Source organism: Kribbella sp. HUAS MG21 (genome assembly GCF_040254265.1).
GTDB lineage: Bacteria > Actinomycetota > Actinomycetes > Propionibacteriales > Kribbellaceae > Kribbella.
On the sequence record NZ_CP158165.1, the window covers coordinates 3,100,118 to 3,126,460 of the forward strand.

Annotated in this window: 31 protein-coding genes; 20 read left to right on the top strand and 11 right to left on the bottom strand. The window is 69.3% G+C overall.

All coding sequences use genetic code 11. From position 1 onward, the window contains the following. Positions 1-14: 14 nt before the first annotated feature. The 3 genes from ABN611_RS15175 to ABN611_RS15185 all read left to right on the top strand — a co-directional run bounded on the left by ABN611_RS15175 (position 15) and on the right by ABN611_RS15185 (position 1,309). Positions 15-425 (top strand): VOC family protein, encoded by a 411-nt coding sequence (locus ABN611_RS15175; protein ID WP_350280509.1) that lies wholly within the window; start codon positions 15-17, stop codon positions 423-425. Between the two features lie 16 nt (positions 426-441). Further along, positions 442-780 carry a hypothetical protein gene (locus ABN611_RS15180; protein WP_350280510.1) on the top strand — a complete coding sequence of 113 codons (339 nt, stop codon included), beginning with the start codon at positions 442-444 and terminating at the stop codon, positions 778-780. Positions 781-859: 79 nt separating this feature from the next. Then, on the top strand, positions 860-1,309 hold the full coding sequence (locus ABN611_RS15185) for a nuclear transport factor 2 family protein (protein ID WP_350280511.1): 450 nt from the start codon (positions 860-862) through the stop codon (positions 1,307-1,309). A gap of 452 nt (positions 1,310-1,761) precedes the next feature. Here the strand turns inward: ABN611_RS15185 and ABN611_RS15190 are convergent, their stop codons facing one another. Beyond that, a complete protein-coding gene (locus ABN611_RS15190; RefSeq protein WP_350280512.1) occupies positions 1,762-3,078 on the bottom strand; it encodes a Gfo/Idh/MocA family oxidoreductase in 1,317 nt (438 codons plus the stop codon). 77 nt (positions 3,079-3,155) lie between these two features. On the opposite strand from ABN611_RS15190, the gene ABN611_RS15195 reads away from it, so the two are divergent. Continuing rightward, a complete protein-coding gene (locus ABN611_RS15195) occupies positions 3,156-4,115 on the top strand; it encodes a LacI family DNA-binding transcriptional regulator (protein WP_350280513.1) in 960 nt (319 codons plus the stop codon). Here the strand turns inward: ABN611_RS15195 and ABN611_RS15200 are convergent. Further along, positions 4,112-4,600: an Lrp/AsnC family transcriptional regulator gene (locus ABN611_RS15200; protein ID WP_167205109.1), complete on the bottom strand. Its 489-nt coding sequence runs from the start codon at positions 4,598-4,600 to the stop codon at positions 4,112-4,114. The genes ABN611_RS15195 and ABN611_RS15200 overlap by 4 nt on opposite strands. Positions 4,601-4,722: 122 nt before the next feature. On the opposite strand from ABN611_RS15200, the gene ABN611_RS15205 reads away from it, so the two are divergent. The 3 genes from ABN611_RS15205 to ABN611_RS15215 are packed head-to-tail and all read left to right on the top strand — an operon-like array spanning position 4,723 to position 8,191. Then, positions 4,723-5,811 carry a thiamine pyrophosphate-dependent dehydrogenase E1 component subunit alpha gene (locus ABN611_RS15205; RefSeq protein WP_350280514.1) on the top strand — a complete coding sequence of 363 codons (1,089 nt, stop codon included), beginning with the start codon at positions 4,723-4,725 and terminating at the stop codon, positions 5,809-5,811. After that, on the top strand, positions 5,811-6,797 hold the full coding sequence (locus ABN611_RS15210) for an alpha-ketoacid dehydrogenase subunit beta (protein ID WP_350280515.1): 987 nt from the start codon (positions 5,811-5,813) through the stop codon (positions 6,795-6,797). The genes ABN611_RS15205 and ABN611_RS15210 overlap by 1 nt, the downstream gene beginning before the upstream one ends. Beyond that, positions 6,794-8,191: a dihydrolipoamide acetyltransferase family protein gene (locus ABN611_RS15215; protein WP_350280516.1), complete on the top strand. Its 1,398-nt coding sequence runs from the start codon at positions 6,794-6,796 to the stop codon at positions 8,189-8,191. The genes ABN611_RS15210 and ABN611_RS15215 overlap by 4 nt, the downstream gene beginning before the upstream one ends. Positions 8,192-8,257: 66 nt before the next feature. Here ABN611_RS15215 and ABN611_RS15220 read toward each other — a convergent pair whose 3' ends face one another. Continuing rightward, a complete protein-coding gene (locus ABN611_RS15220; protein ID WP_350280517.1) occupies positions 8,258-8,623 on the bottom strand; it encodes a VOC family protein in 366 nt (121 codons plus the stop codon). A gap of 61 nt (positions 8,624-8,684) precedes the next feature. On the opposite strand from ABN611_RS15220, the gene ABN611_RS15225 reads away from it, so the two are divergent. Next, positions 8,685-9,740 carry a hypothetical protein gene (locus ABN611_RS15225; RefSeq protein WP_350280518.1) on the top strand — a complete coding sequence of 352 codons (1,056 nt, stop codon included), beginning with the start codon at positions 8,685-8,687 and terminating at the stop codon, positions 9,738-9,740. Between the two features lie 3 nt (positions 9,741-9,743). Here the strand turns inward: ABN611_RS15225 and ABN611_RS15230 are convergent, their stop codons facing one another. Continuing rightward, positions 9,744-10,448, bottom strand: a complete 705-nt coding sequence (locus tag ABN611_RS15230) for a TetR/AcrR family transcriptional regulator C-terminal domain-containing protein (RefSeq protein WP_350280519.1) — start codon at positions 10,446-10,448, stop codon at positions 9,744-9,746. A gap of 342 nt (positions 10,449-10,790) precedes the next feature. Between ABN611_RS15230 and ABN611_RS15235 the strand changes: the two genes are divergently transcribed. Continuing rightward, positions 10,791-11,774: a hypothetical protein gene (locus ABN611_RS15235; protein WP_350280520.1), complete on the top strand. Its 984-nt coding sequence runs from the start codon at positions 10,791-10,793 to the stop codon at positions 11,772-11,774. Positions 11,775-11,870: 96 nt separating this feature from the next. Here the strand turns inward: ABN611_RS15235 and ABN611_RS15240 are convergent, their stop codons facing one another. Continuing rightward, on the bottom strand, positions 11,871-12,140 hold the full coding sequence (locus tag ABN611_RS15240) for a hypothetical protein (RefSeq protein ID WP_350280521.1): 270 nt from the start codon (positions 12,138-12,140) through the stop codon (positions 11,871-11,873). On the opposite strand from ABN611_RS15240, the gene ABN611_RS15245 reads away from it, so the two are divergent. Continuing rightward, positions 12,124-12,534, top strand: a complete 411-nt coding sequence (locus tag ABN611_RS15245) for a class F sortase (protein WP_350280522.1) — start codon at positions 12,124-12,126, stop codon at positions 12,532-12,534. The two genes, ABN611_RS15240 and ABN611_RS15245, sit on opposite strands and share 17 nt — an antisense overlap. Here the strand turns inward: ABN611_RS15245 and ABN611_RS15250 are convergent. After that, positions 12,531-13,349, bottom strand: a complete 819-nt coding sequence (locus tag ABN611_RS15250) for an aldo/keto reductase (RefSeq protein ID WP_350280523.1) — start codon at positions 13,347-13,349, stop codon at positions 12,531-12,533. The two genes, ABN611_RS15245 and ABN611_RS15250, sit on opposite strands and share 4 nt — an antisense overlap. Then, the gene (locus ABN611_RS15255; protein WP_350280524.1) at positions 13,349-14,527 is read right to left on the bottom strand and encodes an MFS transporter; all 1,179 of its coding nucleotides are present in this window, start codon (positions 14,525-14,527) and stop codon (positions 13,349-13,351) included. Before ABN611_RS15255 ends, ABN611_RS15250 begins: the two co-directional genes overlap by 1 nt. A 124-nt stretch (positions 14,528-14,651) precedes the next feature. On the opposite strand from ABN611_RS15255, the gene ABN611_RS15260 reads away from it, so the two are divergent. Then, a complete protein-coding gene (locus tag ABN611_RS15260) occupies positions 14,652-15,101 on the top strand; it encodes a MarR family transcriptional regulator (RefSeq protein WP_350280525.1) in 450 nt (149 codons plus the stop codon). A 1-nt stretch (position 15,102) separates the two neighbouring features. Next, complete coding sequence (locus ABN611_RS15265; protein WP_350280526.1) at positions 15,103-15,291, top strand: DUF3099 domain-containing protein; 189 nt, start codon at positions 15,103-15,105, stop codon at positions 15,289-15,291. On the opposite strand, the gene ABN611_RS15270 is transcribed toward ABN611_RS15265, so the two are convergent. Beyond that, entirely contained in the window at positions 15,276-16,154 is an 879-nt protein-coding gene (locus ABN611_RS15270) for a LysR family transcriptional regulator (RefSeq protein ID WP_350280527.1), read from the bottom strand. The genes ABN611_RS15265 and ABN611_RS15270 overlap by 16 nt on opposite strands. A 70-nt stretch (positions 16,155-16,224) precedes the next feature. On the opposite strand from ABN611_RS15270, the gene ABN611_RS15275 reads away from it, so the two are divergent. Then, the gene (locus ABN611_RS15275; RefSeq protein WP_350280528.1) at positions 16,225-17,277 is read left to right on the top strand and encodes an SDR family oxidoreductase; all 1,053 of its coding nucleotides are present in this window, start codon (positions 16,225-16,227) and stop codon (positions 17,275-17,277) included. Here the strand turns inward: ABN611_RS15275 and ABN611_RS15280 are convergent, their stop codons facing one another. Beyond that, positions 17,278-17,679, bottom strand: coding sequence for a hypothetical protein (locus tag ABN611_RS15280; RefSeq protein ID WP_350280529.1), 402 nt, complete (start codon positions 17,677-17,679; stop codon positions 17,278-17,280). It lies immediately after the preceding gene. Between the two features lie 65 nt (positions 17,680-17,744). Between ABN611_RS15280 and ABN611_RS15285 the strand changes: the two genes are divergently transcribed. The 5 genes from ABN611_RS15285 to ABN611_RS15305 all read left to right on the top strand — a co-directional run bounded on the left by ABN611_RS15285 (position 17,745) and on the right by ABN611_RS15305 (position 23,544). Further along, positions 17,745-18,350, top strand: a complete 606-nt coding sequence (locus tag ABN611_RS15285; protein WP_350280530.1) for an XRE family transcriptional regulator — start codon at positions 17,745-17,747, stop codon at positions 18,348-18,350. Between the two features lie 108 nt (positions 18,351-18,458). Next, on the top strand, positions 18,459-19,619 hold the full coding sequence (locus ABN611_RS15290) for an FAD-dependent oxidoreductase (protein WP_350280531.1): 1,161 nt from the start codon (positions 18,459-18,461) through the stop codon (positions 19,617-19,619). 49 nt (positions 19,620-19,668) lie between these two features. Beyond that, positions 19,669-21,636, top strand: coding sequence for an FAD-dependent oxidoreductase (locus ABN611_RS15295; protein ID WP_350280532.1), 1,968 nt, complete (start codon positions 19,669-19,671; stop codon positions 21,634-21,636). Further along, positions 21,633-22,535 carry a dihydrodipicolinate synthase family protein gene (locus ABN611_RS15300; protein WP_350280533.1) on the top strand — a complete coding sequence of 301 codons (903 nt, stop codon included), beginning with the start codon at positions 21,633-21,635 and terminating at the stop codon, positions 22,533-22,535. Before ABN611_RS15295 ends, ABN611_RS15300 begins: the two co-directional genes overlap by 4 nt. A gap of 7 nt (positions 22,536-22,542) precedes the next feature. Next, positions 22,543-23,544: a proline racemase family protein gene (locus ABN611_RS15305; RefSeq protein WP_350280534.1), complete on the top strand. Its 1,002-nt coding sequence runs from the start codon at positions 22,543-22,545 to the stop codon at positions 23,542-23,544. Positions 23,545-23,708: 164 nt separating this feature from the next. Here ABN611_RS15305 and ABN611_RS15310 read toward each other — a convergent pair whose 3' ends face one another. Continuing rightward, positions 23,709-24,062: a UBP-type zinc finger domain-containing protein gene (locus ABN611_RS15310; RefSeq protein WP_350280535.1), complete on the bottom strand. Its 354-nt coding sequence runs from the start codon at positions 24,060-24,062 to the stop codon at positions 23,709-23,711. A gap of 44 nt (positions 24,063-24,106) precedes the next feature. Further along, the gene (locus tag ABN611_RS15315) at positions 24,107-24,745 is read right to left on the bottom strand and encodes an HD domain-containing protein (RefSeq protein ID WP_350280536.1); all 639 of its coding nucleotides are present in this window, start codon (positions 24,743-24,745) and stop codon (positions 24,107-24,109) included. Positions 24,746-24,780: 35 nt separating this feature from the next. On the opposite strand from ABN611_RS15315, the gene ABN611_RS15320 reads away from it, so the two are divergent. Together ABN611_RS15320 and ABN611_RS15325 are read left to right on the top strand one after the other, a co-directional pair. Continuing rightward, positions 24,781-25,752, top strand: coding sequence for a helix-turn-helix domain-containing protein (locus ABN611_RS15320; protein WP_350280537.1), 972 nt, complete (start codon positions 24,781-24,783; stop codon positions 25,750-25,752). A 37-nt stretch (positions 25,753-25,789) separates the two neighbouring features. Next, the gene (locus tag ABN611_RS15325) at positions 25,790-26,287 is read left to right on the top strand and encodes a VOC family protein (RefSeq protein ID WP_350280538.1); all 498 of its coding nucleotides are present in this window, start codon (positions 25,790-25,792) and stop codon (positions 26,285-26,287) included. Positions 26,288-26,343: the final 56 nt, after the last annotated feature.

Genomic DNA, 26,343 nt, shown 5'->3' on the forward strand with positions numbered 1-26,343 from the left:
GCCAGGCTGGGTGCATGACCACGACAGCGACGTTCCACGCGTACTTCGGTTACCGCGACGCGGTCGGCGCCCTGCGCTGGCTGGAGAAGGCCTTCGGGTTCGAGACGACCATGGAGGTCCCGGACGGCAACGGCGGCGTCATGCACGCCGAGATGCGGTACGGCGGGGTTGCGTTCACCCTGTTCACGGACGAGGACGGCTACGACCGCCCGACCCGCAAGGGCGACACCGTCGGCCACGGGATGTACGTCGCCTTCGACACCCAGGAGGAGGTCGACGCCGTGTATGCGACGGCCACCGCGGCCGGCGCGGAACCGATCTGGAAACCGGAGCTGTCCGAGTGGGGCAACTACCGCTGCCGCGTCGCGGATCCCGAGGGCTACGAGTGGACCTTCGGCACGCACCGCCCCGGCCAGACGCAGTAAACCGACCGACTGGGACTTGCTGGAGCAGTCACGCTCCAGCAAGTCACCAACGGGACAGGGACAGGACCAGCCGCTCGCCGTTCGTGCAGATGTCGCCGGCAATCACGCGGCCGGACGGGTAGCTCGGGTCGATCTGGTCGTCGACGACCGCGACGCGTTCGACCACGTCCAGCTCGGCGCGGCGTACGCGATGGAGCTGCCGGTGGTGGGCTCCGAACTGCGCTGGATCGCGACCGTCGAGCTGCCCGACGTACAGGGCCAAGGCCTCGCGTGGGACCGCGCCGACCCGCGGCAGCCGACGTTCTGGGCGATCAGCCGGCTAAGCCACCAGTGCATACTTTCAGCATGCCGCTGAACTCGCTCCGGAGCCCGACCGCCAAGGGCTGGCAGGTGCTCGGACCGGGCGACTTCCGCAGGTAGTACAGTCGCGGAGCGTGACGCGAGTACCGATTGACCCGGCAGACGGGCGTGAGATCGAGAACCTGATTGCGCGATACGCCGAGTTGGTCGACGACGGCGATTTCGCCGGAGTAGGCGAGTTGCTGGCCGAGACGACGTACCAAGGCAGTGGTAATCCGCTGCAAGGCCGTGCCGAGATCGAGCAGTGGTTCCGCGACACGCTGATCGTCTACCCGGACGGTACGCCGCGGACGCAGCACGTCACAACCAACCTCGCGATCGAACGCGACGACTCCAACGACGACGAGGCCTTCGCCCGCTCGTACGTGACCGTCCTGCAGGCAGTGCCCGGCGACGTACCGCAGATCATTGCCGCCGGGCGCTACCGCGACCGCTTCGAGCGGCGCGGGGGCGCCTGGAGGTGGGCCGAGCGCAAGATCACCATCCGCCTCGTGGGCGATGTCAGCAAGCACCTGCGCTCTTGACGCCGCAGTTGATTGGCAACTCCGGCGCCGGCAAACCTCTGCTGTGGAGGTGATCTGGCAGCGGTGCGGTGGGGGATCGCGTACATCGAACAGGACTACGCGTGGCGGATCGTCTTCCAGGAGCTGGACGAGCCGGAGCCGTGAACATCGACCTGACCGGGCAGATGGCACGGCCCGCTCTCGGCCGCGGGTTCCACACGGTGGTCGAGGGCATCCTGCCGGCCGTCCGTAGGCAGGAATGCTCGCGGAACTCGCCCGCGAGGACGGGCGGGCACTTCTGCTGCCTGGACATCCCGTTCGAGGAAACCGTTCGTCGACACGCGACCCGGACCACGGCGAACGCGTTCTCCGCCGACGATATGGCGTCCTGGTGCCGGGTCCGGGATGTGCTGGCGCGGCCGCGCGAGACGGTCATCGACGCGACCGTCCAGCAGATCCTCCGCGAGACGGGACTAGGAGGACCACCCGCCGAGGTTCAGGTCGGCTACGACGACCGGCTGACCGGTCGCCAGGGACTGGTTCGCGGCGATCCCGACCGCCACGGCCCGCACGCCGTCGTGGACGTCGGCAGCCCGCGCCAGCGGATCGTTGCCAGCACCAACGAACAGGTCGTCGTACAGCAGCCGGTCGCCGCCGCCGTGACCACCCTCGCCGCGCGGGATCTCCACCTCGACCGCGGTCGCCCAGTGCTTCTGCAGGACCAGTCGCTCGCCGTTCGTCCGGACGTCACCGGCGATCACCCGGTCGGACGGGTAGCTCGGGTCGATCTGGTCGTCGACGACCGCGGCGCGTTCGACCACTTCCAGCTCGGCGCGGCCGAGGGTCCCGTTGACCGCGACCCGGTACCCCTCCCACGGCGCGTGCGCGTTCAGCGAGTAGCTCAGTCGCGCGCCGCTCGCGTACTCCGCGATCACCGACATGTTGTCCTCGATCGTGATCCCCGGCGCGAACACGTCCTGGTCGCGCAGGTACCCGTCGTACTTCTCGCTCTCGTAGTACAGCTGCCGGTTCGTGTCGTCGGTACGCAGGTCCAGCAGCCACGGATCGTCGGCCGCACCATCGATCGTTCCGCGCGCCGGACGCTCACCGAGGCCGCGGGCAGCGGCGTTGTCCGAGCCGTAGAAGGCCAGGCCGCCCGACGCGAACACGCGCGTCGGCGTGGAAGCGATCCACCAGTTCACCAGGTCGAAGTGGTGGGACGCCTTGTGGACCAGCAGGCCGCCGGAGTTCTTCTTCTCGCGGTGCCAGCGCCGGAAGTAGTCAGCGCCGTGCCGGGTGTCGAGCACCCACTGGAACTCGACGCTCGTGACCTCGCCGATCTCGCCGTCCTGGATCAGCTGCCGCAGCGCGCTGTTCCGCGGCGAGTAGCGGTAGTTGAACGTGACGACGACGGATTTGCCCGACTCGTTCATCGCGTCGACGATCTGCCGGGTGCCGTCGGCGTCGATGGTCAGCGGCTTCTCGACGATCACGTCCGCGCCCGCGCGCAGCAGCCGCGACACCACCGAGGCGTGCGTGTAGTCGGGGCTCGTCACCACCACGCGGTCGACCGACTGCTCCTTGACCATCTGCTCCAGGTCGTCGGCGCCGTACTGCGGGAGCTCACCGCCGCCGAGCTCCGCGACGAACCGCTGGTGGAAGGCGAGCCGGCCCGGGTTCGGGTCCAGGAGGGCGACGAGCTCGGCCTCCTCGGGGTGGGCCTCGAACATCGCGCGGATGTACGCCTGCGCTCGTGATCCGGTTCCGGCGACTGCGTAGCGTCTGGCCACGGCGACTCCTTCTACTCGTGTAGATCCTCACGCTAGCAACCGCTTTCCGACCCGGTCAACCGTCGTACCATCGCTGCATGCCGAAGGAACCGGTCACCCGCAACGACGTGGCGCAGTACGCCGGGGTGAGTACCGCCGTGGTCAGCTACGTCGTCAACGAGGGGCCGCGGAAGGTCGCGCCGGAGACCCGGGAGCGGGTGCTCGACGCGATCCGGGTGCTCGGCTACCGGCCGAACGCGACCGCGCGGGCGCTCCGGATGGGCACCACGCGGACGTTCGGACTGATCACGCCGGACGGCGGGAATCCGTTGTTCGCCGAGCTCGCCAAGGCGATCGACCGGGAGGCTGCGGCCCGCGGGTACGTCGTCCTGCAGACCAGCGCCGACGGCGACCCGGAGACCGAGCACGCGAAGATCGCCGAGTTGGTCGCGCGGCAGGTGAGCGGGCTGCTACTGGTGGCGCCGACCGCTGATCCGGCGCTCGCGGACGTCGAGGTGCCGGTGATCGCGATCAACCGCGTGCTGCCGACGGTGAGCTCGGTGCGGCCGGCGTACCGCGAGGGCGCCCGGCTGGGGGTCGAGCACCTGATCTCGCACGGGCGCCGGTCGATCGGCCTGGTGATCGGCGGCGCCGGTCATCCCGAACGCGAGCTGGGCTGGCGCGAGGCGCTGGCCACCGCCGGGCTTCCCGAGGGCCCGGTCGCCCGGGCGGCGTTCTCGCGCGAGGGTGGCTACCGTGCCGCGCAGGTGCTGCTGCATTCGGAGCCGACCGCGATCTTCGCCAGCTCCGACCTGCAGGCGATCGGGGTACTGCGGGCGCTCCACGAGGCGGGCCGGAAAGTGCCGGAAGATGTGGCGGTCGTGGCCTTCGACGGTACGCCGGAAACCGAGTACACGTGGCCGCCGCTGACCGTCGTACGTCAGCCGGTCGAGCAGTTGGCGCGCGAGGCGGTTCGCCGGTTGATCGAAGGCGAGGACGCCGTCGACGCGCTGACGGTCCCCACGGAGCTGATCCTGCGCCGGTCCTGCGGCTGCTAGAGCGTCCCGACGTCCTCGAAGATCAGCGCGGTCCGGGTCGCGAGGACCTCGGGGATCGCCTGGAGCTTCTCGAGGACCAGGCGGCGCAGGCCCTCGTTGTCGGCCGCGCGGACCAGCAGGATCGCGTCGAAGTCGCCGCCGACGAGCGCCATGTGCTTGATCTCGGGGATCGCCTGGAGCTGCTTGCGCAGGGTGCGCCAGGAGCTCTGGCGGAGACTCAGGGTGACGTAGGCGGACGTGGCCAGGCCGAGCTTGAGCGGGTCGACGGTGACCGTGAAGCCGGTGATCACGCCGGTGTTCGTAAGCCGCTCGACGCGGGCGTAGGCGTTCGCGCGGGAGATGTGCACCTCGTCGGCGAGGGCCCGGATCGACAGCCGCCCGTCCCGTCCGAGCGCCTCGATGATCTGCCGATCGATCTCGTCGAGCGCCGGGGCCACGACAATCTGTCCAGGACCGGCCCGGTGGACCATCACCTCGTCGGACATCCGTGCAGCCTCCAAGGCGTGTCGTCGAGCCAAACGTCTCTCAATAATTCCAGCTATGGATCAACTTGGCCAGGAGGGACGACGATGAGGCTACCGTCCGTCTCCCTGCGCTGGAGGGTCCTATGACTACCGTCGAGGAGCTCTTGCTCCCCTCCGCGGAACCCGTCTGTCTGATCGATCAGAACGGCGTACCGCACGAGAATCCGTCGTACGCGATGCCTGCCAAGGAGGCGCTGCTCGACGGTTACGTTCAGTTGATCAAGGGGCGCCGGTTCAACGACCAGGCGAGCGCTCTGGTTCGGCAGGGGCGGCTGGCGGTCTATCCGTCGTCGCACGGTCAGGAGGCCTGTCAGATCGCGGCCACGATGGTGTTGCGCCCGGACGACTGGCTGTTCCCGACGTACCGCGACTCGGTGTCGATCATGAGCCGCGGCGTCGACCCGATCGAGACGCTGACCCTGCTCCGCGGCGACTGGCACTCGGGCTACGACCCGTACGAGCACAAGGTCGCACCGCAGGCGACCCCGCTCGCGACCCAGCTCCCGCACGCGGTCGGCGTCGCGCACGCCGCGCGGCTGAAGGGCGAGGACACGGTCGTGATGGCGCTCGTCGGCGACGGCGGCACCAGCGAGGGCGACTTCCACGAGGCACTGAACTTCGCGGCCGTCTTCCACGCGCCGGTGGTGTTCTTCGTGCAGAACAACGAGTACGCGATTTCCGTACCGCTTTCCCGGCAGAGCGCGGCGCCTTCTCTCGCGCACAAGGGCATCGGGTACGGCGTCCCGGGCGAACGGGCCGACGGCAACGACCTCGCCGGGTTGCTCGCGGTGCTCGGACGAGCCGTCGAGAAAGCGCGTTCCGGCGAAGGACCGCAGCTGATCGAGGCGCACACGTACCGCGTGCAGGCGCACACGAACGCCGACGACGCGTCCCGGTACCGTGAGGACGCCGAGGTCGCGCCGTGGCTCGAGCGCGACCCGATCCAGCGGTTGACGACGTACCTGGAAAGGCAGGGCTGGCTGGGCGACGACGTGCGGGAACGCGCGGAGGCGGGTGCCGTCGAGGTGGCCGCGCGGCTCCGCGACGGTCTGATGCCGGAGCCCGAGGTGGATCCCGCCGATCTGTTCGCGCATTTGTACGCCGAGGAAACGCAGCAGCTGCGGGAGCAGGCCGCGTTCCTGCGCGACGAGCTCGCCCGTGAGGAGGCCTGATGACGCACACGAAGATCTCGATGGCGCAGGCGCTCAACCAGGCGCTGCGGGACGCGATGCGGGCCGACGACTCGGTGGTGATGTTCGGCGAGGACGTCGGCGCGTTGGGCGGTGTCTTCCGGATCACGGACGGACTGACGGCCGAGTTCGGTGAGAACCGGTGCTTCGACACGCCGCTCGCCGAGGCCGGGATCGTCGGCATGGCGGTCGGGATGGCGATGAACGGGATGCGTCCCGTGGTCGAGATGCAGTTCGACGCGTTCGGGTACCCGGCGTTCGAGCAGATCGTCTCGCACGTCGCCAAGATGCGGAACCGGACCCGCGGCCGGGTCGCGCTGCCGCTGGTGATCCGGATCCCGTACGGCGGTGGCATCGGCGGCGTCGAGCACCACAGCGACTCGTCGGAGAGCTACTTCGCGCACACACCCGGCTTGACCGTGGTGACGCCGGCGACGGTCGCGGACGCGTACGGGTTGTTGCGCAAGGCAATCGAGTTCCCGGATCCGGTCGTGTTCATGGAGCCGAAGAAGCTCTACTGGGCCAAGGAGGAGGTCGACCTCACCGAGGCGCAGCCGGGGATCGGCACGGCCGTCGTACGGCGGGACGGTGCGGACGCGACGTTGATCGCTTACGGGCCCGCGGTGCCGGTCGCGCTGGAGGCGGCGGAGGTCGCCGCGGCCGAGGGGCGGCAGTTGAGCGTGGTGGACCTGCGGTCGTTGGTGCCGTTCGACGACGAGACGGTGTGCGCCGCGGTCCGGCGTACCGGGCGGGCGGTCGTGGTGGCCGAGGCGAGCGGGTTCGCCAGCGTGTCGTCGGAGATCGTTGCCCGGGTCACCGAGAAGTGCTTCCACTCACTGGCGGCGCCGGTGCGGCGGGTGACCGCGTTCGACATCCCGTTCCCGCCGCCGAAGCTGGAGAAGTACCAGCTGCCGAGCGTCGACCGGATCCTCGACGCGGTCGACGACCTGCAGTGGGAGGACTCGTGAACACATTCCTGCTCCCGGATCTCGGCGAGGGGCTGACCGAGGCGGAGATCGTGCGCTGGCTGGTGAAGGTCGGCGACGTGGTCGCCGTCGACACACCGGTCGCGGAGGTCGAGACCGCCAAGTCGATCGTCGAACTGCCGTCGCCGTACGCCGGTGTGATCGAGGAACTGCACGGCGAGCCAGGTACGACGGTCCCCGTCGGCAAGCCGCTCGTCACGATCGGCGACCCGGCCGGCGCGGCGTACCGGCAGGAGGAACGCGCCGGTTCCGGCAACGTCCTGGTCGGCTACGGAACCACGGAGCAGGGCGGCTCCGGCCGACGGCGGAAACCGCGGTCCGGGATTTCCGGACCTGGTTCGAAAACGGTTTCCGAAAACGCTTTCTCGGATCTGCCCAGGGTGCCGTTGGTGATCTCGCCGCTGGTGCGGCGCCTGGCGCGCGACGCCGGCGTGGACCTGAAAACGCTCACGGGCTCAGGTGAGGGCGGCCTGATCGTCAGGCGAGACGTCGAACAGGCAATCGCCGACCGCCTCGGCTCCACCGGACAAACGCCGGCGGGCCAGGTCGTGCCTGGCGCCGCCGCCGCGCCAGGCACCCCGGCTGCGCAGGTCGAGGCACGCCGCGCCGCGCCGGTCGGCGCGGGGAGTGCTGCGGCGTCGGGCGGGGCGGCTGCTGCGCTGGCGGAGTCGCGCACCGAGTTGCCGGAGTTGCGGCGGACGCCGATGAGTGGGTTCCGGAAGGCGGTTGTGGCGACGTTGAGTCGGAGCCGGGCGGAGATTCCGGAGGCGACTACCTGGGTGGACGTGGATGCGACCGCGCTCGTCGAGCTCCGGGAATCCTTGCGGACGGCAACGGATCCCGGGCCGGGGCTGCTCGCGTTGATGGCGCGGTTCGTGGTCGCCGGGTTGCTGAAGTACCCGGAGCTCAACGGGTACGTCGACACGGAGCGCGAGGAACTCGTCCAGTACGACGGCGTGAACCTCGGCCTCGCCGCGCAGACCGACCGCGGCCTGCTCGTTCCCGCGGTCGGCAACGCCCACACGCTGACCACCCGGGGCCTGGACGCGGAGATCCGTCGGCTGACGGCCTCGGCGCGCGACGGCCGGCTGACGCAGCACGAGTTGACCTCAGGAACGTTCACCCTGAACAACTACGGCAGTTTCGGCGTCGACGGCAGCGCGGCGATCATCAACCACCCGCAGGTCGCGATCCTCGGCGTCGGCCGGATCATCGACCGCCCGTGGGTGGTCGACGGCGAACTCGCGATCCGCAAGCTCACCCAGCTGTCCCTCGTCTTCGACCACCGAGTCTGCGACGGCGGAACCGCGGCAGCGTTCCTCCGCTTCGTGGCCGACGCCTTCGAGAACCCGGCCTCAGCCTTCGCCGACCTCTAGACCACAAATCCGGGGCGTGTCGGCCCGGACCAGAAGCTAGGTCCTGTCCGGTGATCCCGGCAGGACCTAGTCGTTCTCGGGACGACGTTCGCCGAGGATGCAGAACTCGTTGTCCTCGGGATCTGCGAGCACGACCCACGACGCCTGCTCGCCTTGGCCGATGTCGACGCGCCGCGCGCCGTGGGCGAGGAAGCGGGCCACCTCGGCGGCCTGGTCGTCAGGGCGGAAGTCGAGGTGCAGCCGGCTCTTCGCCTTCTTGGGCTCGTCGATCCGGACGAAGTCGATCCCCGGCATGCGATCCGGCGCCGGCCGGATCTCGAACTCGTCGGCGGAGGAATAGACGACCACCCACCCGAGCGCCTCGGCCCACCACTGCCCCAAGGCCGCCGGATCCGCGGAGTGCACGATGACCTGCTCCCATTCCAAGCTCATGCGGGCGAGCTTAGATCCCGGTTCCCGCATCAGGCCCGCCGGGTTGTGAAAGCCTGCAGGCGTGAACTCCGAGCACCTGGGCGTGTACAGCGACTGGATCACCCACGCGACCGCACCGACGGCCCGCACCGCCACCCCGCCACCACCCGAGCAGGTGCGCGACGCCGTACGACGCATGGTCGCGACCGCGGGCCCGTACGACGGACCGGTGGACCTCCGGGTCGAACGTCGTTGGACATCGAACGGCCTGGCAGGCGAAGAAGTGTCCTATTCGGTCGGATTCGGTCCGCGCACCCACGCCTGGGTGCTGAAGCCGGCCGACGCCGACGGCCCGCTGCCAGGTGTCCTCGCACTGCACGGCCACGACGGCTTCAAGTACTACGGCAAGGAGAAGATCGCCGACACCGACGACGCCCCGTCGCTGGTCGTGACCGCTCTACGCGACCAGCTCTACGAAGGCCGAGCCTTCGCCAACGACCTCGCTGCTCGCGGGTACGTCGTCATGGTGCCTGACGTCTTCTGCTGGGGCAGCCGCCGCTTCCCCCTACCTGAGAACGACATCGCCGCCTACAACACCGCCGCGAAGCAACACGAGCACCTCGTCGAGAAGTACTGCACCATGCTCGGCACAACCATGGCCGCGGTCGTCACCCGCGAGGACCTCATCGCCCTGGCCTGGCTGCGCAGCCGCGCCGACACGACTGAGCAGACAGCCAGCGTCGGACTGTCCGGCGGCGGCTGCAGATCCGTGTTGCTGAGGGCAACGAGCTCTGACCTGACCGCCGCCGTGGTCGTCGGCATGATGGGCACCTACAACTCCTTGCTCGACAAGAACGTCGCCACCCACACCTGGATGCTGATGCCGCGCATGCTCCCGGAAGGTATCGACTGGCCGGACGTGGCCGCCTGCCGGGCGCCGGCGCCGTTGCTGGTCCAGTACGACCGCGAGGACAACCTGTTCCCACTGGACGGCGCCGAGGCAGCACACCACCGGATCGCGGAGCACTACCTCGGCACGACGTCGTACACCGGTCAGTTCTTCGACGGCCCGCACAAGTTCGACCAGGCGATGCAGGAAGCGGCCTTCACGTGGCTGGACGACGTACTGCGAAGTTGAAATCTAATTGATCTGCCGCGGCCTGAGCCCGGCGAGGATCACCCGCAGCCCGGAGGTGAAGCGCGCTTCCGGGCCGGCCGTGCTCTCGCGATCGAGGTACGCCGCCAGATGGTCCGCGTCGACGCCCATCCGTGCTGCCGACGTGCTCGCCCAACGCAGCTCGTTCATCCCGCTCCGGCGGACGACGGACAACCAGGCCGAATCGGTCACCGCCGACCCGATCAGGTAGTGGAAGATCGCGGACACCGCCGAGTCCAGGTGGGTGCCCTTGAAGCCCGCGGCCGCCAGGATGCTTTGCACGCGGTCGGTCAGCGCCTGGTAGTTCGGCCCGAGGCCCGCGTGGGTGGGGAGCAGTTGCGCAGCCCACGGGTGTTCCCACAAGGCCTGGTACGCCGTTCGCGCGACGACCGTCACCTGTTCGCGCCAGTCGCCGTGTGAGGGTGCCGGCGCGTCCGGGAGTACTGCGTCGACGACGAGTTCGAGCAGGTCGTTCCTGGTCGCGATGCGCCAGTACAGCGCGGAAGTTGCCGCCGTACCCAATTCGGCAGCCATCACCCGCATCGAGAACGTGTCCAGTCCGTCCCGGTCGAGCACCTTGATCGCCGCCAGCACGATGTCCTCGCGAGTCAGCGGCGCCTTGGTCGGCGGTGGTTCCGCTCGCAACCACACCGACCCCAGGGCGGTCTTCCGATCCGCTTCGCGCGCCACCTGCCGGAGCATAGCGAATACGGCGTATCAGGACCTAAAACACTGAATTAGTGGCGAAAGGCAACTACTTTCTGTGGGTATTCGGGACGCTGCGTTGCGAAACGTAAAGAGCACGGCGAGTCGCGACGCCGTGACTTGCGCCACGAGTGCGGCTGGGCCCACAATCGCGAGCGTCGATCTCGTTTGGGGGCGGACCGGTCCTGGACCGGGTCCGAGTTCGGCACCGGCGGCCACAGCCACCGGAGCATGGTTTTGCACCGCCTGGTCCGGGCCTGAAACATCGGTCGGGGGACCACCGAAGATCTGCCGGTCGAGTGGCCGGCCTCAGACCTAGGGAAGACAGTGAACGAACCATCGGTGGACGCGCGGGGGCGCTCCAAGAACTCACGCCTGATCGCACTGCTCGGCAGCGCGGGCGCACTGGCACTCACGGTCGGCGGCGTCACGCTCGCCACCGCACCGTCCGCGTCCGCGGACGGCATCGTGAAGCCGGGCAACCCGACCTGCGCCGAGCTGGTGCCGGGCTCGACCGAGATCAAGTTCGACCCGCCGACTCCGGGTGAGAAGGAAGCGGACGGCATCAAGGTGTCGTGGACTAAGCGCAACCTGCTGGTCGACGACCCGGCGCACGAGGGTGACCAGAAGGGCAACGAGGTGGCGGACTTCACCGCTACCGGCGGGCTGGTGCTCGGCGCGATCGTCAAGGGCGGCAACCAGGGCGCCAACTTCTACGACTACAGCCCGGCCGGGGTGCCGGCGGGCGTCGGCCTGCACACGCCGGTCAACGAGAAGAACCAGAAGTTCCAGGACATCAGCCACATCACGTTCTGCGTCACCAAGATCGTGACCACGCCGACGCCGTCCGAGACGCCGACCACGACGCCTTCGGAGACGCCGAGCGAGACCCCGTCCGAGACGCCGTCGGAGACTCCTAGCGAGACCCCGTCGGAGACGCCGAGCGAGACGCCTTCCGAGACGCCGAGCGAGACCCCGAGCGAAACGCCGTCGGAGACTCCCAGCGAGACTCCGTCGGAGACCCCGAGCGAGACGCCTTCGGAGTCCCCGAGCGAGTCCCCGAGCGAGTCGCCGAGCGAGACCCCGTCCGAGTCGCCGACGGCTACTCCGACCGGTACGCCGTCGGAGAGCACCCCGCCGGTGGCGGTTCCGACCGACATCGACGCGGGTCTGTCGGGTGACGCGAAGAACGCCTCCGCGCTCACCAGCACCCAGGGCACGTTCGGCATCGGCCTGCTGTGCCTGGGCGGTGTGCTCCTGATCGCGGGTGCGGCGAAGACGCTGCAGCGCCGGGGTCAGCACTCTGCCTGATCGATCGGCCAGGCGTCGCCGTCCGGGTCGCGCACGCCCCTCGTGGTGGGTGCTCGCGGCCTGGACGGCAGGCGCCGCGTTGCTCGTGGCCGGCGGCTACGTACAACTGAAGTCCAGCGGTGACGAGGATCGGCGCCAGGTAGGCGCCGATCCGTCCACGTCGGCGACAAGCCCGGCAGGTACGACGGCCGACCGCACCACGCCGACGACCAAGGCCGGTACGACGTCCCGCAGCACGCCCTCCGCCTCGTCGCAGAACTCCAGCGCGCCGGCGACGCCGCGGAACTCGCCTCCTCCGGAGATCCGGAGTACGACCAGAGCCCAGCCCGGCGACCCGATCCGCGTCTCCGTGCCCAGCTTGGGCATCTCAGCGCGTGTTCTGAGCATCCGCGCCCGCGGCGGCACCCTCGTCCCGCCGTCGAACCCGCTCCTGGTCGGCTGGTGGTCCGACGGCGCCAGGCCCGGTGCCGCGAAGGGTTCGGCGATCATCACCGGCCACACCGTGCACACCGGCGGTGGCGCCTTCGACGACCTCGACCGGCTGTCGGCCGGCGACTCGGTCGCTGTGACGACGCGGCGCGGCGCGATCAACTACGTGGTCTCGTCGGTCACCGTCTACCGCAAGAAGACCCTGGCGAAGCAGGCAGCCCGCCTCTTCGACCAGTCCGTCCCCGGCCGCCTCGTCCTGGTCACGTGCGAGGACTGGGACGGTACGGCGTACCTCAGCAACGCCGTGGTGGTCGCAGTACCCAAGGCCTAGGCCACGTTGAAGGTGTCCGGATCCGGGCCGGTTCGCTCGCCCCGGTCCAGCGTGGTGAGCGTGGCGACGTCCTCATCGGTAAGCGTGAAGCCGAAGACGTCCAGGTTCTCGCGGATGCGGGACGGGGTGACGGACTTCGGGATGACGATGTTGCCGAGCTGCAGGTGCCAGCGGAGGACGATCTGCGCTGGCGTGCGCTCGTACTGCGCTGCGAGTTTGGTGATCGCCGGCTCCTCGAGGAGTGCACCGCCCTTCGCCAGCGGGCTCCACGCCTCGGTGCGGATGCCGAAGTCGCTGTCGTAGGCCCGTACGTCGGCCTGCTGCAGGTACGGGTGCAGCTCGACCTGGTTCACCGCGGGCGTTACACCGGTCAGCCGGTCCAGGTGGTCCGGCTGGAAGTTGGAAACACCAATGGCGCGGACCCGTCCTTCTGCGTACAGCTTCTCGAGTGCACGCCAGCTGTCGACGTACAGGTCACGTGCCGGCGTCGGCCAGTGGATGAGGTACAGGTCCAGGTACTCCAGGCCCAGCAACGACAGGCTCTGGTCGAACGCCTTCAGCGTCGAGTCGTAGCCCTGGTCCGCGTTCCACAGCTTGGTAGTGATGAAGAGGTCGCCCCGGTCGATTCCGGACGCGGCCAGCGCCTGACCGACGCCTGCCTCGTTCTGGTACGCCGCAGCGGTGTCGATGCTGCGGTACCCGGCCTCGAGGGCATGTGTCACGGCCGTCGCCGTTTCGTCGTTCGGGACCTGGAAGACGCCGTACCCGAGCTGGGGCATCTCGACGCCGTTGTTGAGCTTCACGGTGGGGATCATCAGTGGCTTCCTTCAAGTACTAGTGCGGAGACCCGGCGCGGGCGGTCCAGCAGGCCGGAGAGCAGGGCGACGAGCAGACCGGCAACCGCCAGTGCGGCGCCGACCCAGTTGGGGGCGGTGTAGCCGAGGCCGTGCTCGATGGTGAGCCCACCGAGGTACGCGCCGGCCGCGTTGCCCAGGTTGAACGCGGCGATGTTGGCAGCGGACGCCAGCGCCGGTGCGCCTTTCGCCTTGTCCATCACGCGCTTCTGCAGCGGGGCGACAGTGGCGAAGCCCGCAGCCCCGAAGAGCGCGATCGTCACAGCGGACGGCAGCTTCGCGTGCGCAGTGAAGACGAACACCACCAGTACGGCGGCCAGCAGCGCCAGGATCAGGTACAAGCTGGGCATCAGTGAACGGTCCGCTGCCTTGCCGCCGAGCAGGTTGCCGACCACCAGCCCGCCGCCGAACAGCACCAGCAGCCAGGTCACCGCACCGGAGGAGAACCCGGCGACCTCGGTCATCATCGGAGCGATGTAGGTGAACGAGGCGAACACGCCGGCGAACCCCAGCGCGGTCATGGCGAGCGCCAGCCACACCTGCAGGCTCTTGAACACCGCCAGCTCACTGCGCAGCCCAGGCCCTTCCTCCGACCCCTGCCGCGGTACCAGGAACAGGATGCCGAGCAGGCCGACCACGCCGAGCGCGGTCACCGCCCAGAACGTCGACCGCCACCCGAACTGCTGACCGAGTGCGGTCCCACCCGGTACGCCGAGCACGTTCGCGACGGTCAGCCCGGTGAACATCAGCGCGATCGCGCTCGCCTGCTTCGCCTTCGGTACGAGCGACGCGGCGACCACCGAGCCGACCCCGAAGAACGCGCCGTGCGACAGCGCCGCCACGATCCGCCCGGTCATCAGGACGCCGTACGACGGTGCGAGCGCGGAGACCAGGTTGCCGGCGATGAAGACGCCCATCAGCGCGAGCAGCACGGTCTTGCGGGAGACCTTGGAGCCGATCGCGGTGAGCAGCGGGGCGCCGACCACGACACCCAGCGCGTAGCCGGAGATGAGCAGGCCGGCGGACGGGATGCTGACGCCGAAGTCGGTGGCGACCTCGGGCAGCAGCCCCATGATGACGAACTCGGTGGTTCCGATTCCGAACGCACCGATCGCGAGCGCGAGCAAAGCCGCGGGCATGGGTTCTTCTCTCCCTCGAATGTAGTCTTATGACTGTTACCGGCGTGCGCGATAGTTGCACACGCGGGCTATTGCACAAGCGCTATGATTGCGCATGCAAGCGTGAAGTTCAAGTGGAGGTGTCGTGGGACTACCGGATGACGCCGCGGAGGCGCGGGCGCAGGGCTGGCGCACCCTGGCGGCGCTGCATGCGCGGATCGAGGACGAGCTGGAGCGCGCGCTGCAGAAGCAGCACGGGTTGTCGGTGAGCGAGTACAGCGTGCTGGACGTGCTCGCGCGGCAGGACGACTACCACCTGCGCATGAACCAGCTGTCGAACGCCGTAGTGCTGAGTCAGTCCGCCACAACCCGGCTGGTGAACCGGTTGGAGGACCGCGATCTCCTGCAGCGTTACCTGTGCCCGACGGACCGGCGCGGCATCTACACCGAGGTCACGCAGGCCGGCCGCGACCTGCTCGACCAGGCCCAGCCGACCCATGACGCAGTACTGACGGCTGCTCTGGAGAAGGCCGCCGAGCTACCTGAGCTGTCCCCGCTGGTCACCGCGCTGGGGAAGCTCCCGCTGACGGTGTGACATGGCCCGCCGGTACGACAACCGCAAGCTTTACTTCTGGCTGATGGGCAGCTGCCTGGCGCTGATCGGTCTGGCGTGGTTCGTCGTCCGGTTGTTCTCGATCCCGGTCGCGATCGGGATGAGCGCGGTCGCCGCCGTACTGCCGCCTATCGCGGTGATCGTCGCGAACTGGGGTCACGACAAGCGCTGACGCGACTGCAGCAGTACGTCGATGAAGGCCGCGGCCAGCGGGTCGGGCTCGCCACGGGTGTACGCCGTGAGCGTCCGGCGGACCGTGGGTTCCGGGTGCAGGATGTGGCCGTCGAAGTCCTTCGGAACGATGTTGTCCGGGACCAGCGCAGGACCTAGGCCGGCGGCCGCCAGTGCGGGCGCGGCGGCGGTCTGCTCCGTGCGTACGGCGATCCGCGGCTCGAAACCGGCCTGCGCACAGGCCTGGTTCAGAACGTCCGCCAGACCGTGGCCGGGGGCGTAGTGGACCCAGGCGCGCTCGGCTAGGTCTTGGAGCTTGACCGTGTCCTCGGAAGCAGCAGGGTCGTCAGCGGCGACCACTACGACCAGCTGCTCGCTGCCGACCTCGCGGGTAGCGCCCGTCCAGTTGGGCGGCTGTGGGCCGACAGCTAGGTCCGCCTCGCCGGCATGCATCGCTTCGACGAGCTCGTCGGTATGGCGGTGCTCGAAGAGGCGGATGCCGACGTTCGGCCGGGTCTGCCGCCACAGTCGCAGCGCTGCGGGCAGGACGCCCAGGGTGATCGAGTAGAGCGTCGCGATCTGCAGTTCGCCGACCTCCAGTCCGGCCGCCTGCCGGGCGGCGCAGCGCGCGCGTTCGGCGTCGGCGAGGGCGGCGCGAGCGTGCGGGAGCATCGCGCGGCCGGTCGGGGTGAGGCGGATCGATCGCGGGAGCCGCTCGAGCAGCGGTCCGCCGGCCGAGCGCTCGAGCGTGCGGATCTGGTGCGACAGCGCCGGCTGGGTCACGTGCAGGAGCTCGGCGGCCTTCGTGAACGAGCCTTCGGCGGCCACGGTGACGAAGTACTCGAACTGCCTGAGCGTTGCCATGTCCTCAGTTTATGGCTCTGGTGAAAACTATGCGTTGGTCCTATCCGCGCAGGTCAGCCAGGCTGTGGACATGGCGAATGTTGCGTTGGTGGTCGGTGCCCGGGGCGTGATCGGGTCGAATCTGGTGGAACATCTGGCGTCGCTGCCGGACTGGCGCGTGGTGGGGCTGTCGCGTCGCGGCGGGACCGACGTACCGGGCCGGGTACGGCATGTCGCCGTCGACCTGCTCGACCCGGACGACACCCAGCGGAAGCTGGCCGGCCTCACCGACGTGACCCACGTGTTCTACGTCGCCTACCAGGACCGGCCGACCTGGGCCGAGCTCGTGGCGCCGAACGTCGCGATGCTGGTCAACGTCGTCGACGCGATCGAGCCGGTCGCGCGCGGGCTGCGGCACGTCAGCCTGATGCAGGGGTACAAGGTGTACGGCGCGCATCTCGGGCCGTTCAAGACGCCGGCGCGTGAGGACGACCCGCCGCACCTGCCGCCGGAGTTCAACGTCGACCAGCAGCGCTTCCTCGAGGAACGCCAGCAGGGCAAGGCGTGGACGTGGTCCGCGCTCCGCCCGTCGGTGGTCGGCGGCGCGGCGCTCGGCAACCCGATGAACCTCGCGGTCGCGATCGCCGTGTACGCCTCGCTGTGCAAGGAACTCGGCGTACCGCTGCGGTTCCCCGGCAAGCCGGGCGCGTACCACACGCTGCTGGAGCTGACCGACGCCGGACTGTTGGCGAAGGCAACGGTCTGGGCGGCGACCGCGCCGGCCGCCGCGAACCAGGCGTTCAACATCACGAACGGCGACCTGTTCCGCTGGAGCGAGCTGTGGCCGAAGCTCGCCGCCTGGTTCGGGCTGGAGGCCGCGCCGCCGCTGCAGCTGTCGCTGCAGGACGTGATGGCCGACAAGGAACCGGTGTGGAAACAGCTGCAGGTGACGCACGACCTGACCTCGACGTCGTTCGCCGAGGTGTCGTCGTGGCCGTTCGCGGACTTCGTCTTCGGGTGGGACTACGACTTCTTCGCGGACGCGTCGAAGTCGCGCCGGGCCGGGTTCCACGAGTACGTCGACACCGAGCAGATGTTCTACTCGATCTTCGCCGAACTGCGGCGGCGCCGGATCATTCCGTGATCACTCGCCCCGCAGGTAGGTGCCGTTGGTGCGGAGGAAGTAGATCGGATCGGTGTAGGTCCCGGGAAGCTTGCCCATCCGCGACCGCACCTGCTTGACCACAGGGGTCATCGACTTCGTCAGCGGCAGCCGGATCGTGTACAGCGCACCACCGCGGGTCGTGGCCAGGAACGTGTCGTACGTCGTGGACTGGCTGAGCAGCGCCCAGGTCTTCACGGCGCTGAATCCACCCGTCTGGCCGGTCGGGCTCCAGCCGAAGCTGTTGATGACCCAGCGCCGGACGGTCCCGTTGCTGAGCCCGTAGAACTGGTTGCGCGCCGTACGGCGGTCCGGGTTCACCGACAGGCCGATGGCGGCGTACGAGCTCCAGCCGGCGCCGCGCAGGAGCTTCGGGAAAGTCATCGTCACCATCCCTCTCGGTGAGGTTGATGCGCGCAACAGGACCGAAGTTATCGCCTGGATGTGGCATGCTCCGGGCTGTGACGGCGATGGGTGCGGGAAAGCTGCTCGGGACGAACCTGCGGGCGCGGCGGGACGAGCAGGGCATCTCGCTGTCCGAACTCGCCCGGCGGTCCGGGATCGCGAAGGGCACGCTGTCCCAGCTGGAGTCCGGCGCGGGCAATCCCACGATCGAGACGGTGTTCAGTTTGTCGAACGCTCTCGGGGTGCCGGTCTCGGCGCTGCTGGCGGAGTCGCCGGCGTCCGATCTGGTCCTCGTCCGGTCGGCGGAGGTCGATGTCCTGTCCGGCGAGGCGATCGACCTGCGGATGCTGCGGCGGCTCGAGCACCCGGGCGGGTTGTTCGAGATCTACAACCAGGAGATCCGGCCGGACGCCGTACAGCAGTCCGACGGTCATCCGGGGACGGAACATCACATCGTCCTGTCCGGTCAGCTGCGCGTTACTACGCAGGGCCAAACGGCGGAACTGGGGCCGGGCGACTACCTGGCTTTCCGGGCGGGGGCGCCGCACGGCTACGAGGCCGTCGACGGCTTGGTGCGGTCGGTGTTGCTGCTCGAGTACCCGCCGGACGTGTATCCGGTGGGCGGCGGCGGGCCGCATTTGCCGGCGTAGTTCCGGAAGAAGTCCGGGAAAGGTCCGGATGAGTGCATTGACCGGTCGGCGGGGCCACGCGTAGTCTCGATATCGTTCATTTTAGCGAACGACTCTCGAGGAGCAGCCGTGATCCGGTCCGCGACACCCGACGTGGTGGTGGTCGGCGCGGGCATGGTCGGGGCCGCGTGCGCGGAGGCGCTGTCCGCGGCCGGCGTCCAGGTGCTGGTGATCGACCGCGATGGGCCCGCGGCCGGTACGACGGCGGCGGGCGAGGGCAACGTGCTCGTCTCGGACAAGGAGCCGGGACCCGAGCAGGAGCTGGCGATCGCGTCGCGCGCGGAGTGGGACGTCGTACGGGCCCGGCTGCCCGAGCGGGTCGCGGACGTGGAGTGGGAGGACAAGGGCGGCGTCGTGGTCGCGACCGGGGACCCGGAGCCGCTGACCGCGTTCGCCGCGAAGCAGCGTGCGGCGGGGGTCGACGCCCGGGTGATCACGCCCGCGGAGGTCTTCGAGCTGGAGCCGCTGCTCACGCCACGGGTGACGATCGGGGTGCACTACCCCGACGATGCGCAGGTGCAGCCGGTGCTGGCGGCGACGGCGTTGCTGGCAGTGGTTCGTGAGCGCGGCGGCGAGGTTCGATCGGGGGTCACCGCGCTCGGGATCCGGCAGTCGCGCGGCAGGGTCGTCGGGGTCGAGACGTCCGAGGGCGACATCGCGTGCGGTGCGGTGCTCAACGCGTGCGGGCCGTGGGCGGGCGCGTTCAGCGCGTCGGCGGGCGTCCCGATCGAGGTGCTGCCGCGGCGCGGGATGATCCTGGTGACCGCTCCGCTGCCGGAGTGCGTGCGGCACAAGGTGTACGACGCGGACTACGTCGGCGCCGTCGGCAGCGGCGACGCGGACCTCCAGACGTCCACCGTGGTCGAGTCGACGCGCGCCGGCACGATCCTGATCGGCTCGAGCCGCGAGCGCATCGGCTTCGACGACACGATCCGCGTCCGGGTCCTTCGCGAGCTGGCCCGCAAGGCAGTGGGGCTGTTCCCGTTCCTGGCCGACGTACCGGTGATGCGTACGTACGGCGGGTTTCGTCCCTACGCTGGGGACCACCTCCCGGTCATAGGCCCCGACCCTCGGGTCACCGGCCTCTGGCACGCCACGGGCCACGAAGGCGCCGGGATAGGCCTGGCGCCTGCCACCGGACGCCTGATCACGGAACAGTTCCTAGGCCTGACACCTCACGTCGACCCGACACCCTTCCGCGTGGACCGTCCCACGGTGATCGCCGCATGATCCTCACGCATCCCACACCTTCGTCCTCCCGCATCCACCGGAGGGCCCTGTGACCGGCTACCTACGCCCACGTTCGGACGACCCGGCCGAGGTCGGTACGCCGCCGGCGGTGGACGTCACCGTCGACGGCCACCCGGTCACGGCACACGCAGGCCAGACCGTGGCCGCCGTACTCCTGGCCAACGGCCGCGACACTTGGCGCACCACCCGCATCCACAACCGCCCAAGAGGCGTCTTCTGCGGCATAGGCGCCTGCTACGACTGCCTCATCACCGTCAACGGCCTCCCCGACATCCGAGCCTGCCAACGCACCATCACCCCCGGCGACCAAATAACCACCCAACAAGGCACCGCCCTACCCACCACCACACCCGTGGGGGCAACGGACGCCGCCATGGCATCGGGCGCTGCTGCTGCGCCGGACACCGCGGAGGTGCAAGGTACTGCGGCAGCGTCAGGTACTGCGGTGGCGCCGGTTGGCGCGGCTGCCCGGGGTATTGGGGATGTGCCGGGTACTGGCGGGGTGCCGGATGCTGGGGAGGTACGTAGTACTTCGCTGGTGTCGGACGGTGCTGCGCGGGCGGTTGAGGTTTTGGTGGTGGGGGCGGGGCCTGCTGGGGTTGCGGCGGCGTTGGCTGCGGCTGGGGCGGGGGCTGAGGTGCTGGTGGTGGACAGCGGGCGGGCGGTTGGCGGGCAGTACAACCGGCAGTTGCCGGAGGAGTTTGCTGCTCGCCGCCCGGATCGGTTGCAGCATGAGTGGAAGGTGTTTGAGCGGCAACGGGACCAGCTGCTCGGGCATCCGCGGATCAGCTATCTGCCGGAGACCTCCGTCTGGGCAGTTGAAGGGCTGCGGTTGTGGGCGCAGAGCGGACCGGCGGATGCGAGCGGACGGCGTACCTTTCCGATTGATGCCAAGGCGGTCGTCCTGGCGGCGGGAGCCTACGACCGCGTGCTTCCCTTCCCCGGCTGGGATCTGCCAGGCGTCTACACCGCCGGCGCCGCACAAGCTCTGGCCAAAGGACAGCGCATCGCAGTCGGCCACCGCGTACTGGTCGCCGGCACCGGACCGTTCATCCTACCGGTCGCCGAATCACTGGTCGGCGTCGGCGCCCACGTAGTCGCACTCCTCGAAGCCAACTCACTCACGACAGTCCGCAAGGGCTGGTTGTCCGACCCCTTGGTTGCCCCCAGCAAGCTTCGCGAGGCAGTCGGGTACGGCGCCCTGCTAGCCCGCCGCCGCATCCCGCTCCGCCACGGCTGGACCGTCGTCGCCGCCCACGGCACCAACCACGTCGAAGCCGCCACCATCGCCCGCCTCGACAACGACTGGCGCCCGATCCGAGGCACCGAACGCCGCGTGGACGTCGACGCTGTCTGCGTAGGCTTCGGCTTCACCGCCAACCTCGAACTAGCCGTCTCCGCCCACTGCACCCTCACCACCGGCCCCGACGGCGGCCCGGCGGTAGCCGTAGACACCGACCAACAAACCAGCACCCCCGGCATCTTCGCCGCAGGCGAACTGACCGGCATCGGCGGCGCAGCCCTCTCCACATCCGAAGGCACAATCGCCGGCGCGGCCGCAGCCCACCACGCCAGATTCTCCCCTGCCTCAAGCACCACATCGCAGGTAGATCCGGCTGTACGGCGGGCAGTGGAGCGCGGCCGGCGGTTCGCGGAGGCTCTGGCTCGGGCCTATCCGGTGCGGGACGGGTGGAAGAGCTGGAGTGACGCGGACACGCTCGTCTGTCGGTGCGAGGACGTGACGCGCGGGCAGCTCGAAGGGGCTGCCGATGAGCGTGGCCTCACGGACGGGCGGGCTTTGAAGCTGAGTAGTCGCGCGGGACTCGGGATGTGTCAGGGGCGCGTCTGCTCGCGTTCGGTGGCTGCCCTGTCGGCGTCCCGCGACGTACCGAGTATGAAACGACCGATCGCCGTACCAGTGAGGTTGCGGGATCTGGCTGAGGCCGAGGTCGCGGAATCACCAGGAACCCTGCAAGGGAACACGGAGGAGCAATGACCGAGAAGTTGGACGGCGTGATCGTCGCGACCGCACTCCCGTACGCCGAGGACGCGTCGGCGCCGGCGGGGCTGCGCCCGGATCTCGACAAGTACGCCGAGCACTGCCGCTGGCTGGTCGACAACGGCTGCCGCGGCGTCGGGCCGAACGGGTCGCTCGGGGAGTACTCGTCGCTCACCGACGACGAGCGCCGCGCGGTGGCAAAGACCGCGATCGAGGCCGTCGGTGACGACGGTGTCGTGGTCGTCGGCGTCCACGGCGTCGGCTCACACCAGGCGCGTGCCTGGGCGGAGAAGGCGGCCGACGACGGCGCGGACGGCGTACTGTGCCTGCCTCCGACGATGTACCGCGCGAACCGCGGCGAGGTCATCGCGCACTTCACCGAGGTCGCGAAGGCCGGCCTGCCGGTGATGGTCTACAACAACCCGCTCGACACCAAGGTCGACCTGACCCCGGACCTGCTCGCCGAGATCGCCCAGATCGAGAACGTCGTCGCGGTGAAGGAGTTCTCCGGTGACGTACGGCGGATCCTCGAGATCCGCGAGCTCGCGCCGGACCTGGCCGTGATCGCGGGCGCCGACGACCTGACGCTGGAGGCGCTGCTGATGGGCGCGACCGGCTGGTTCGCCGGGTTCCCGAACGTGTTCCCGGCGGAATCGGTGCGGTTGTTCGAGCTTGCGCTGCAAGGCAAGCTGGAGGAGGCCCGGGCGTTGTACGAGCCGCTGGTCGCCGCGTTCCGGTGGGACTCGCGGACCGAGTTCGTGCAGGCGATCAAGTACGGCATGGACTACGTCGGCCGGTTCGGCGGACCGTGCCGGCCGCCGCGCGGGCCGCTCGTCCCCGAGCACGTCGCGCAACTGGAGCAGGACATGAAGAAGGCCGTGGAGTCCCTGAAGTGAGGCAGCCATGAGGTCCGTCCGCACGATCAGTGCCATCGATTCGCACACCGAGGGCATGCCGACCCGCGTCGTCACCGGCGGGGTCGGTGTGGTCCCCGGCGCGACGATGGCGGAGCGGCGTGAGTACTTCGTGAAGCACCTGGACGACCTGCGGTTGTTCCTGGTGAACGAGCCGCGCGGGCACGCCGCGATGAGTGGGGCGATCCTGCAGCCGCCGACCCGGTCCGACGCGGACTGGGGTGTGCTGTACATCGAGGTCTCCGGCTGCCTGCCGATGTGCGGCCACGGGACGATCGGCGTCGCGACCGTGCTGGTGGAGTCCGGCATGGTCGAGGTCACCGAGCCGGTCACGAAGGTGCGCCTGGACACCCCGGCCGGATTAGTCGTCGTAGACGTTGCCGTCAGCAACGGTCGGGCGGAGCGCGTGACGTTGCGGAACGTCCCGTCGTACAGCCATGCCCTGGACGCGTCGGTCGACGTACCCGGGCTGGGGAAGGTCACATACGACATGGCGTACGGCGGCAACTACTACGCGATCCTGCCGCTGGAGCAGCTCGGGATCCCGTTCGACCGCGCCGAGAAGGACCGCATCCTGAAGGCGGGTCTGGACATCATGGCCGCGATCAACGCCACCGGTCGCCCCGTGCACCCGCTCGATCCCGGGATCAACGGCTGCAAACATGTGCAGTTCACCGCTCCGGGCGTCGACGGCGCCCACTCGCGCAACGCGATGGCGATCCACCCCGGCTGGTTCGACCGATCCCCGTGCGGCACCGGCACGTCGGCCCGAATGGCCCAGCTCCACGCGCGCGGCGAACTAGCCCTCGACACCGACTTCGTCAACGAGTCCTTCATAGGCACCCGCTTCACCGGCCGCCTCATCGACCAGACCACCCTAGGCCCACACCCCGCCGTAATCCCCACCGTCACCGGCCGAGCCTGGATCACCGGCACCGCCAACTACCTCCTGGACCCCGACGACCCCTTCCCAACCGGCTTTGTCCTCTGACGTCACCACCGCGCGTTGGCGCCGGCTGGCCGGGGGTCCACTGCGCTGAGCCGTCGAGGCGTGCACACCTGGTGGGGACTGTGGACACCTGGTCAGGTGTTCACTGTCCCCGGATGTTGTCCGCGGTAGGGGAGACAGGGGTGCGGCGGCCTCAGCCGGACGGGTCAGCGGTGGAGTTTGGTTTTCCAGTCTTCTGGGACGTTGCCGCCGGGGACCGGTTGGGTTTCTGGGCGGGCTGCTGGTGGGGCCAGGTCGGGGCCGTCGTAGTACTGCGACTCGCCGTAGTGCCAGAACCAGTCCTCGCCCGGCTCGAAGCTGCGAACGATCTGGTGCCCGGTCTCGGCCGCGTGGGCGGAGGCGTGCTGGGCGGGGGAGGAGTCGCAACACCCGATGTGACCGCACTGCGCACACCGGCGCAGATGGAACCACCAGCCGTCGCGCTCCAGGCACTCCACACATCCCGTACCGCTCGGCGGGACCGTGCTGTCGATGCCTGGCGTTCCAGAACTCTCCGTCATACCGCACATCCTCACCCCTCCCCACACCACCGGACAAGCAACCTCTACTCGGGCCACGGGGAGTTTTTGATGACGTCGACGAAGTCGGTGTGGTGGAAGCCGGGCACGAAGTGTTCCAGTACGTCGGCCTTGACGTTGCCGAAGGTGGTGGCGGGGCGGTCGCGGATGCCTTCGGTGAAAGCCTCGAGGATGCGGGTCTTGAAGTCGGGGCGCGGGTGGGCGGTGGTGACGGCGGCGCGGTCGGTGTCGGTGATGGCGTCGTACCCGAGGCCGAGGACGTCGAGTTCGACGCCGCGGGTGACGAGCGCGACCTCGGCGGACAGGTGCAGCGGGATCTCCGGGGTGGTGTGCAGGGCGATCGCGGTCCAGACCCGGTCGGCGGGTTCGCCGGTGATGCCGTGGTCGTGCAGGAAGCGGCGCGCCTCGTCGGCGCCGTCGATCTCGAAGCGCTGGTCGGTACGGCGGTACCGCTCGGTCAGGCCGAGGTCGTGGAACATCGCGCCGACGTACAGCAGTTCGGCATCGAAGGTGAGCCCCTGCTCGCGGCCGCGCAAGGAGCCGAACAGGTAGACGCGGCGGGAGTGGTCGAACAGCAGTGGTGAGGCAGCCGCGCGGACGAGTTCGGTCGCCTCGCGGGCGAGGGTGCTGTCGGGGATCGGGATGCCGGCGATGGTTTCGGTCATGCGTTCAGGTTCGTGGTGCGGGGTACGCTGACGCCATGTCCAAATCGCCAGTCGAACCACAGATTCGGACACGTCGGGTCGGGTTCGTCGTGTACGACGGGGTGACGCTGCTCGACGTCACCGGGCCGCTCGAGGTCTTGCACCAGGCGAATCTCGTGCGGGCGGGGATGTACGAACCGGTGTTGGTGGCGAAGGCCGGCGGGCAGGTGACCACCGCGTCCGGGGTTGTGCTGGCCGGGGTTGTGGCCGGGGTCGAAGAGGTCGACACGGTCGTGGTGGCGGGCGCGGATCATCTGGTCGAAGGTGTGCCGGACGAGGTGCTGGAGGTGACCGCGAAGCTGGCGGTCGGTGCGCGGCGGGTGGCGTCGGTGTGCAGTGGGGCGTTCGTACTGGCGGCGCTCGGGATGCTCGACGGACGGCGGGCGACCACGCACTGGCGGCATGCGGCGGCGATGGCGCGGCAGTACCCGAAGGTTCAGGTCGAGCCGGACGCCTTGCACGTGACCGACGGGCGGTACGTGACGTCGGCCGGGATCAGCGCGGGCATCGACCTGACGCTCGCGCTGGTCGAGGCTGATCACGGCGCCGGTGTTGCGCGGGCGGTCGCGCGGGAGTTGGTCGTGTTCATGCAGCGGCCGGGCGGGCAGTCGCAGTTCTCGACGGCGATGGCGACGCCGCCGGCGCGGACCGATCAGCTGCGCGGGATCGCCGACGCGGTTCTCGCTGATCCAGCCGGCGATCACTCGCTGCCGAGCCTGGCCGCGGCTGCGGCGGTCAGTCCGCGGCACTTGACGCGGCTGTTCCAGAGCGAGTTCCGTACGACGCCCGCGCGGTGGGTCGAGCGAGTGCGCTTGGATCGGGCTCAGCAGTTGTTGCTGGACGGGCACAGCATCACGACTACCGCTCGGCTCAGCGGTCTGGGGAGTGACGAGACGCTTCGTCGCGCGTTCGCTCGCCACCTCGGCACCACACCTACGGAGTACGTCCGTCGGTTCAAGAACGTATAGGACAGATCCTGGCCACTACTGCCGTCAGGCTTGAGGCATGACAACGAAGCAGATCCCAGGTGGTAAGTCGACCGTCACGCCGTACGTCGCGGTGAAGGGGGCTGACAGGTTTCTCGAGTTCGTGGAGCGGACGTTCGAGGTTCGGACCAGTGGGCGGTACCCGAACGAGGACGGGACGGTCGGGCATGCGGAGATCACTGTCGGGGACTCGGTGCTGATGACGTTCGACGCGGCGCCGGAGTGGCCGGACACGCCGAGCTTCCTGAGTGTGTACGTCGATGATGTCGAGCGGACCTTCCAGCGTGCGCTCGATGCGGGGGCCACGGTGGTGACCGAGCTGATGTACTCGCGGATCACCGGCGACCGAGGCGCTCGGGTGAAGGACCCGGTCGGCAACGTCTGGTGGCTTCAGACCCACGTCGAGGACGTGGACCCGGCCGACCTGCCGGCCCTGTTCGCGGACCCTACCGAGGCCGCCGTCATGCGCAAGGCCCAGGAAACCTTCGCCACCGAAATGCGCAGCCGCACGACCTGAGCCGCACGACGAGCTGGGGCCGGGCGGGGTGCTGAGCCGCACGGCGAGCTGGGTGG

Bases quoted from the DNA above. Each gene is read 5' to 3' on its own strand.
- ABN611_RS15175 (WP_350280509.1), top strand. From the start codon at position 15: ATGACCACGACAGCGACGTTCCACGCGTACTTCGGTTACCGCGACGCG.
- ABN611_RS15195 (WP_350280513.1), top strand. From the start codon at position 3,156: ATGCCGAAGGAACCGGTCACCCGCAACGACGTGGCGCAGTACGCCGGG.
- ABN611_RS15200 (WP_167205109.1), bottom strand. From the start codon at position 4,600: ATGTCCGACGAGGTGATGGTCCACCGGGCCGGTCCTGGACAGATTGTC.
- ABN611_RS15205 (WP_350280514.1), top strand. From the start codon at position 4,723: ATGACTACCGTCGAGGAGCTCTTGCTCCCCTCCGCGGAACCCGTCTGT.
- ABN611_RS15210 (WP_350280515.1), top strand. From the start codon at position 5,811: ATGACGCACACGAAGATCTCGATGGCGCAGGCGCTCAACCAGGCGCTG.
- ABN611_RS15220 (WP_350280517.1), bottom strand. From the start codon at position 8,623: ATGAGCTTGGAATGGGAGCAGGTCATCGTGCACTCCGCGGATCCGGCG.
- ABN611_RS15240 (WP_350280521.1), bottom strand. From the start codon at position 12,140: ATGCCCAAGCTGGGCACGGAGACGCGGATCGGGTCGCCGGGCTGGGCT.
- ABN611_RS15250 (WP_350280523.1), bottom strand. From the start codon at position 13,349: ATGATCCCCACCGTGAAGCTCAACAACGGCGTCGAGATGCCCCAGCTC.
- ABN611_RS15255 (WP_350280524.1), bottom strand. From the start codon at position 14,527: ATGCCCGCGGCTTTGCTCGCGCTCGCGATCGGTGCGTTCGGAATCGGA.
- ABN611_RS15265 (WP_350280526.1), top strand. From the start codon at position 15,103: ATGGCCCGCCGGTACGACAACCGCAAGCTTTACTTCTGGCTGATGGGC.
- ABN611_RS15270 (WP_350280527.1), bottom strand. From the start codon at position 16,154: ATGGCAACGCTCAGGCAGTTCGAGTACTTCGTCACCGTGGCCGCCGAA.
- ABN611_RS15275 (WP_350280528.1), top strand. From the start codon at position 16,225: ATGGCGAATGTTGCGTTGGTGGTCGGTGCCCGGGGCGTGATCGGGTCG.
- ABN611_RS15280 (WP_350280529.1), bottom strand. From the start codon at position 17,679: ATGACTTTCCCGAAGCTCCTGCGCGGCGCCGGCTGGAGCTCGTACGCC.
- ABN611_RS15285 (WP_350280530.1), top strand. From the start codon at position 17,745: ATGCTCCGGGCTGTGACGGCGATGGGTGCGGGAAAGCTGCTCGGGACG.
- ABN611_RS15300 (WP_350280533.1), top strand. From the start codon at position 21,633: ATGACCGAGAAGTTGGACGGCGTGATCGTCGCGACCGCACTCCCGTAC.
- ABN611_RS15305 (WP_350280534.1), top strand. From the start codon at position 22,543: ATGAGGTCCGTCCGCACGATCAGTGCCATCGATTCGCACACCGAGGGC.
- ABN611_RS15310 (WP_350280535.1), bottom strand. From the start codon at position 24,062: ATGACGGAGAGTTCTGGAACGCCAGGCATCGACAGCACGGTCCCGCCG.
- ABN611_RS15315 (WP_350280536.1), bottom strand. From the start codon at position 24,745: ATGACCGAAACCATCGCCGGCATCCCGATCCCCGACAGCACCCTCGCC.
- ABN611_RS15320 (WP_350280537.1), top strand. From the start codon at position 24,781: ATGTCCAAATCGCCAGTCGAACCACAGATTCGGACACGTCGGGTCGGG.
- ABN611_RS15325 (WP_350280538.1), top strand. From the start codon at position 25,790: ATGACAACGAAGCAGATCCCAGGTGGTAAGTCGACCGTCACGCCGTAC.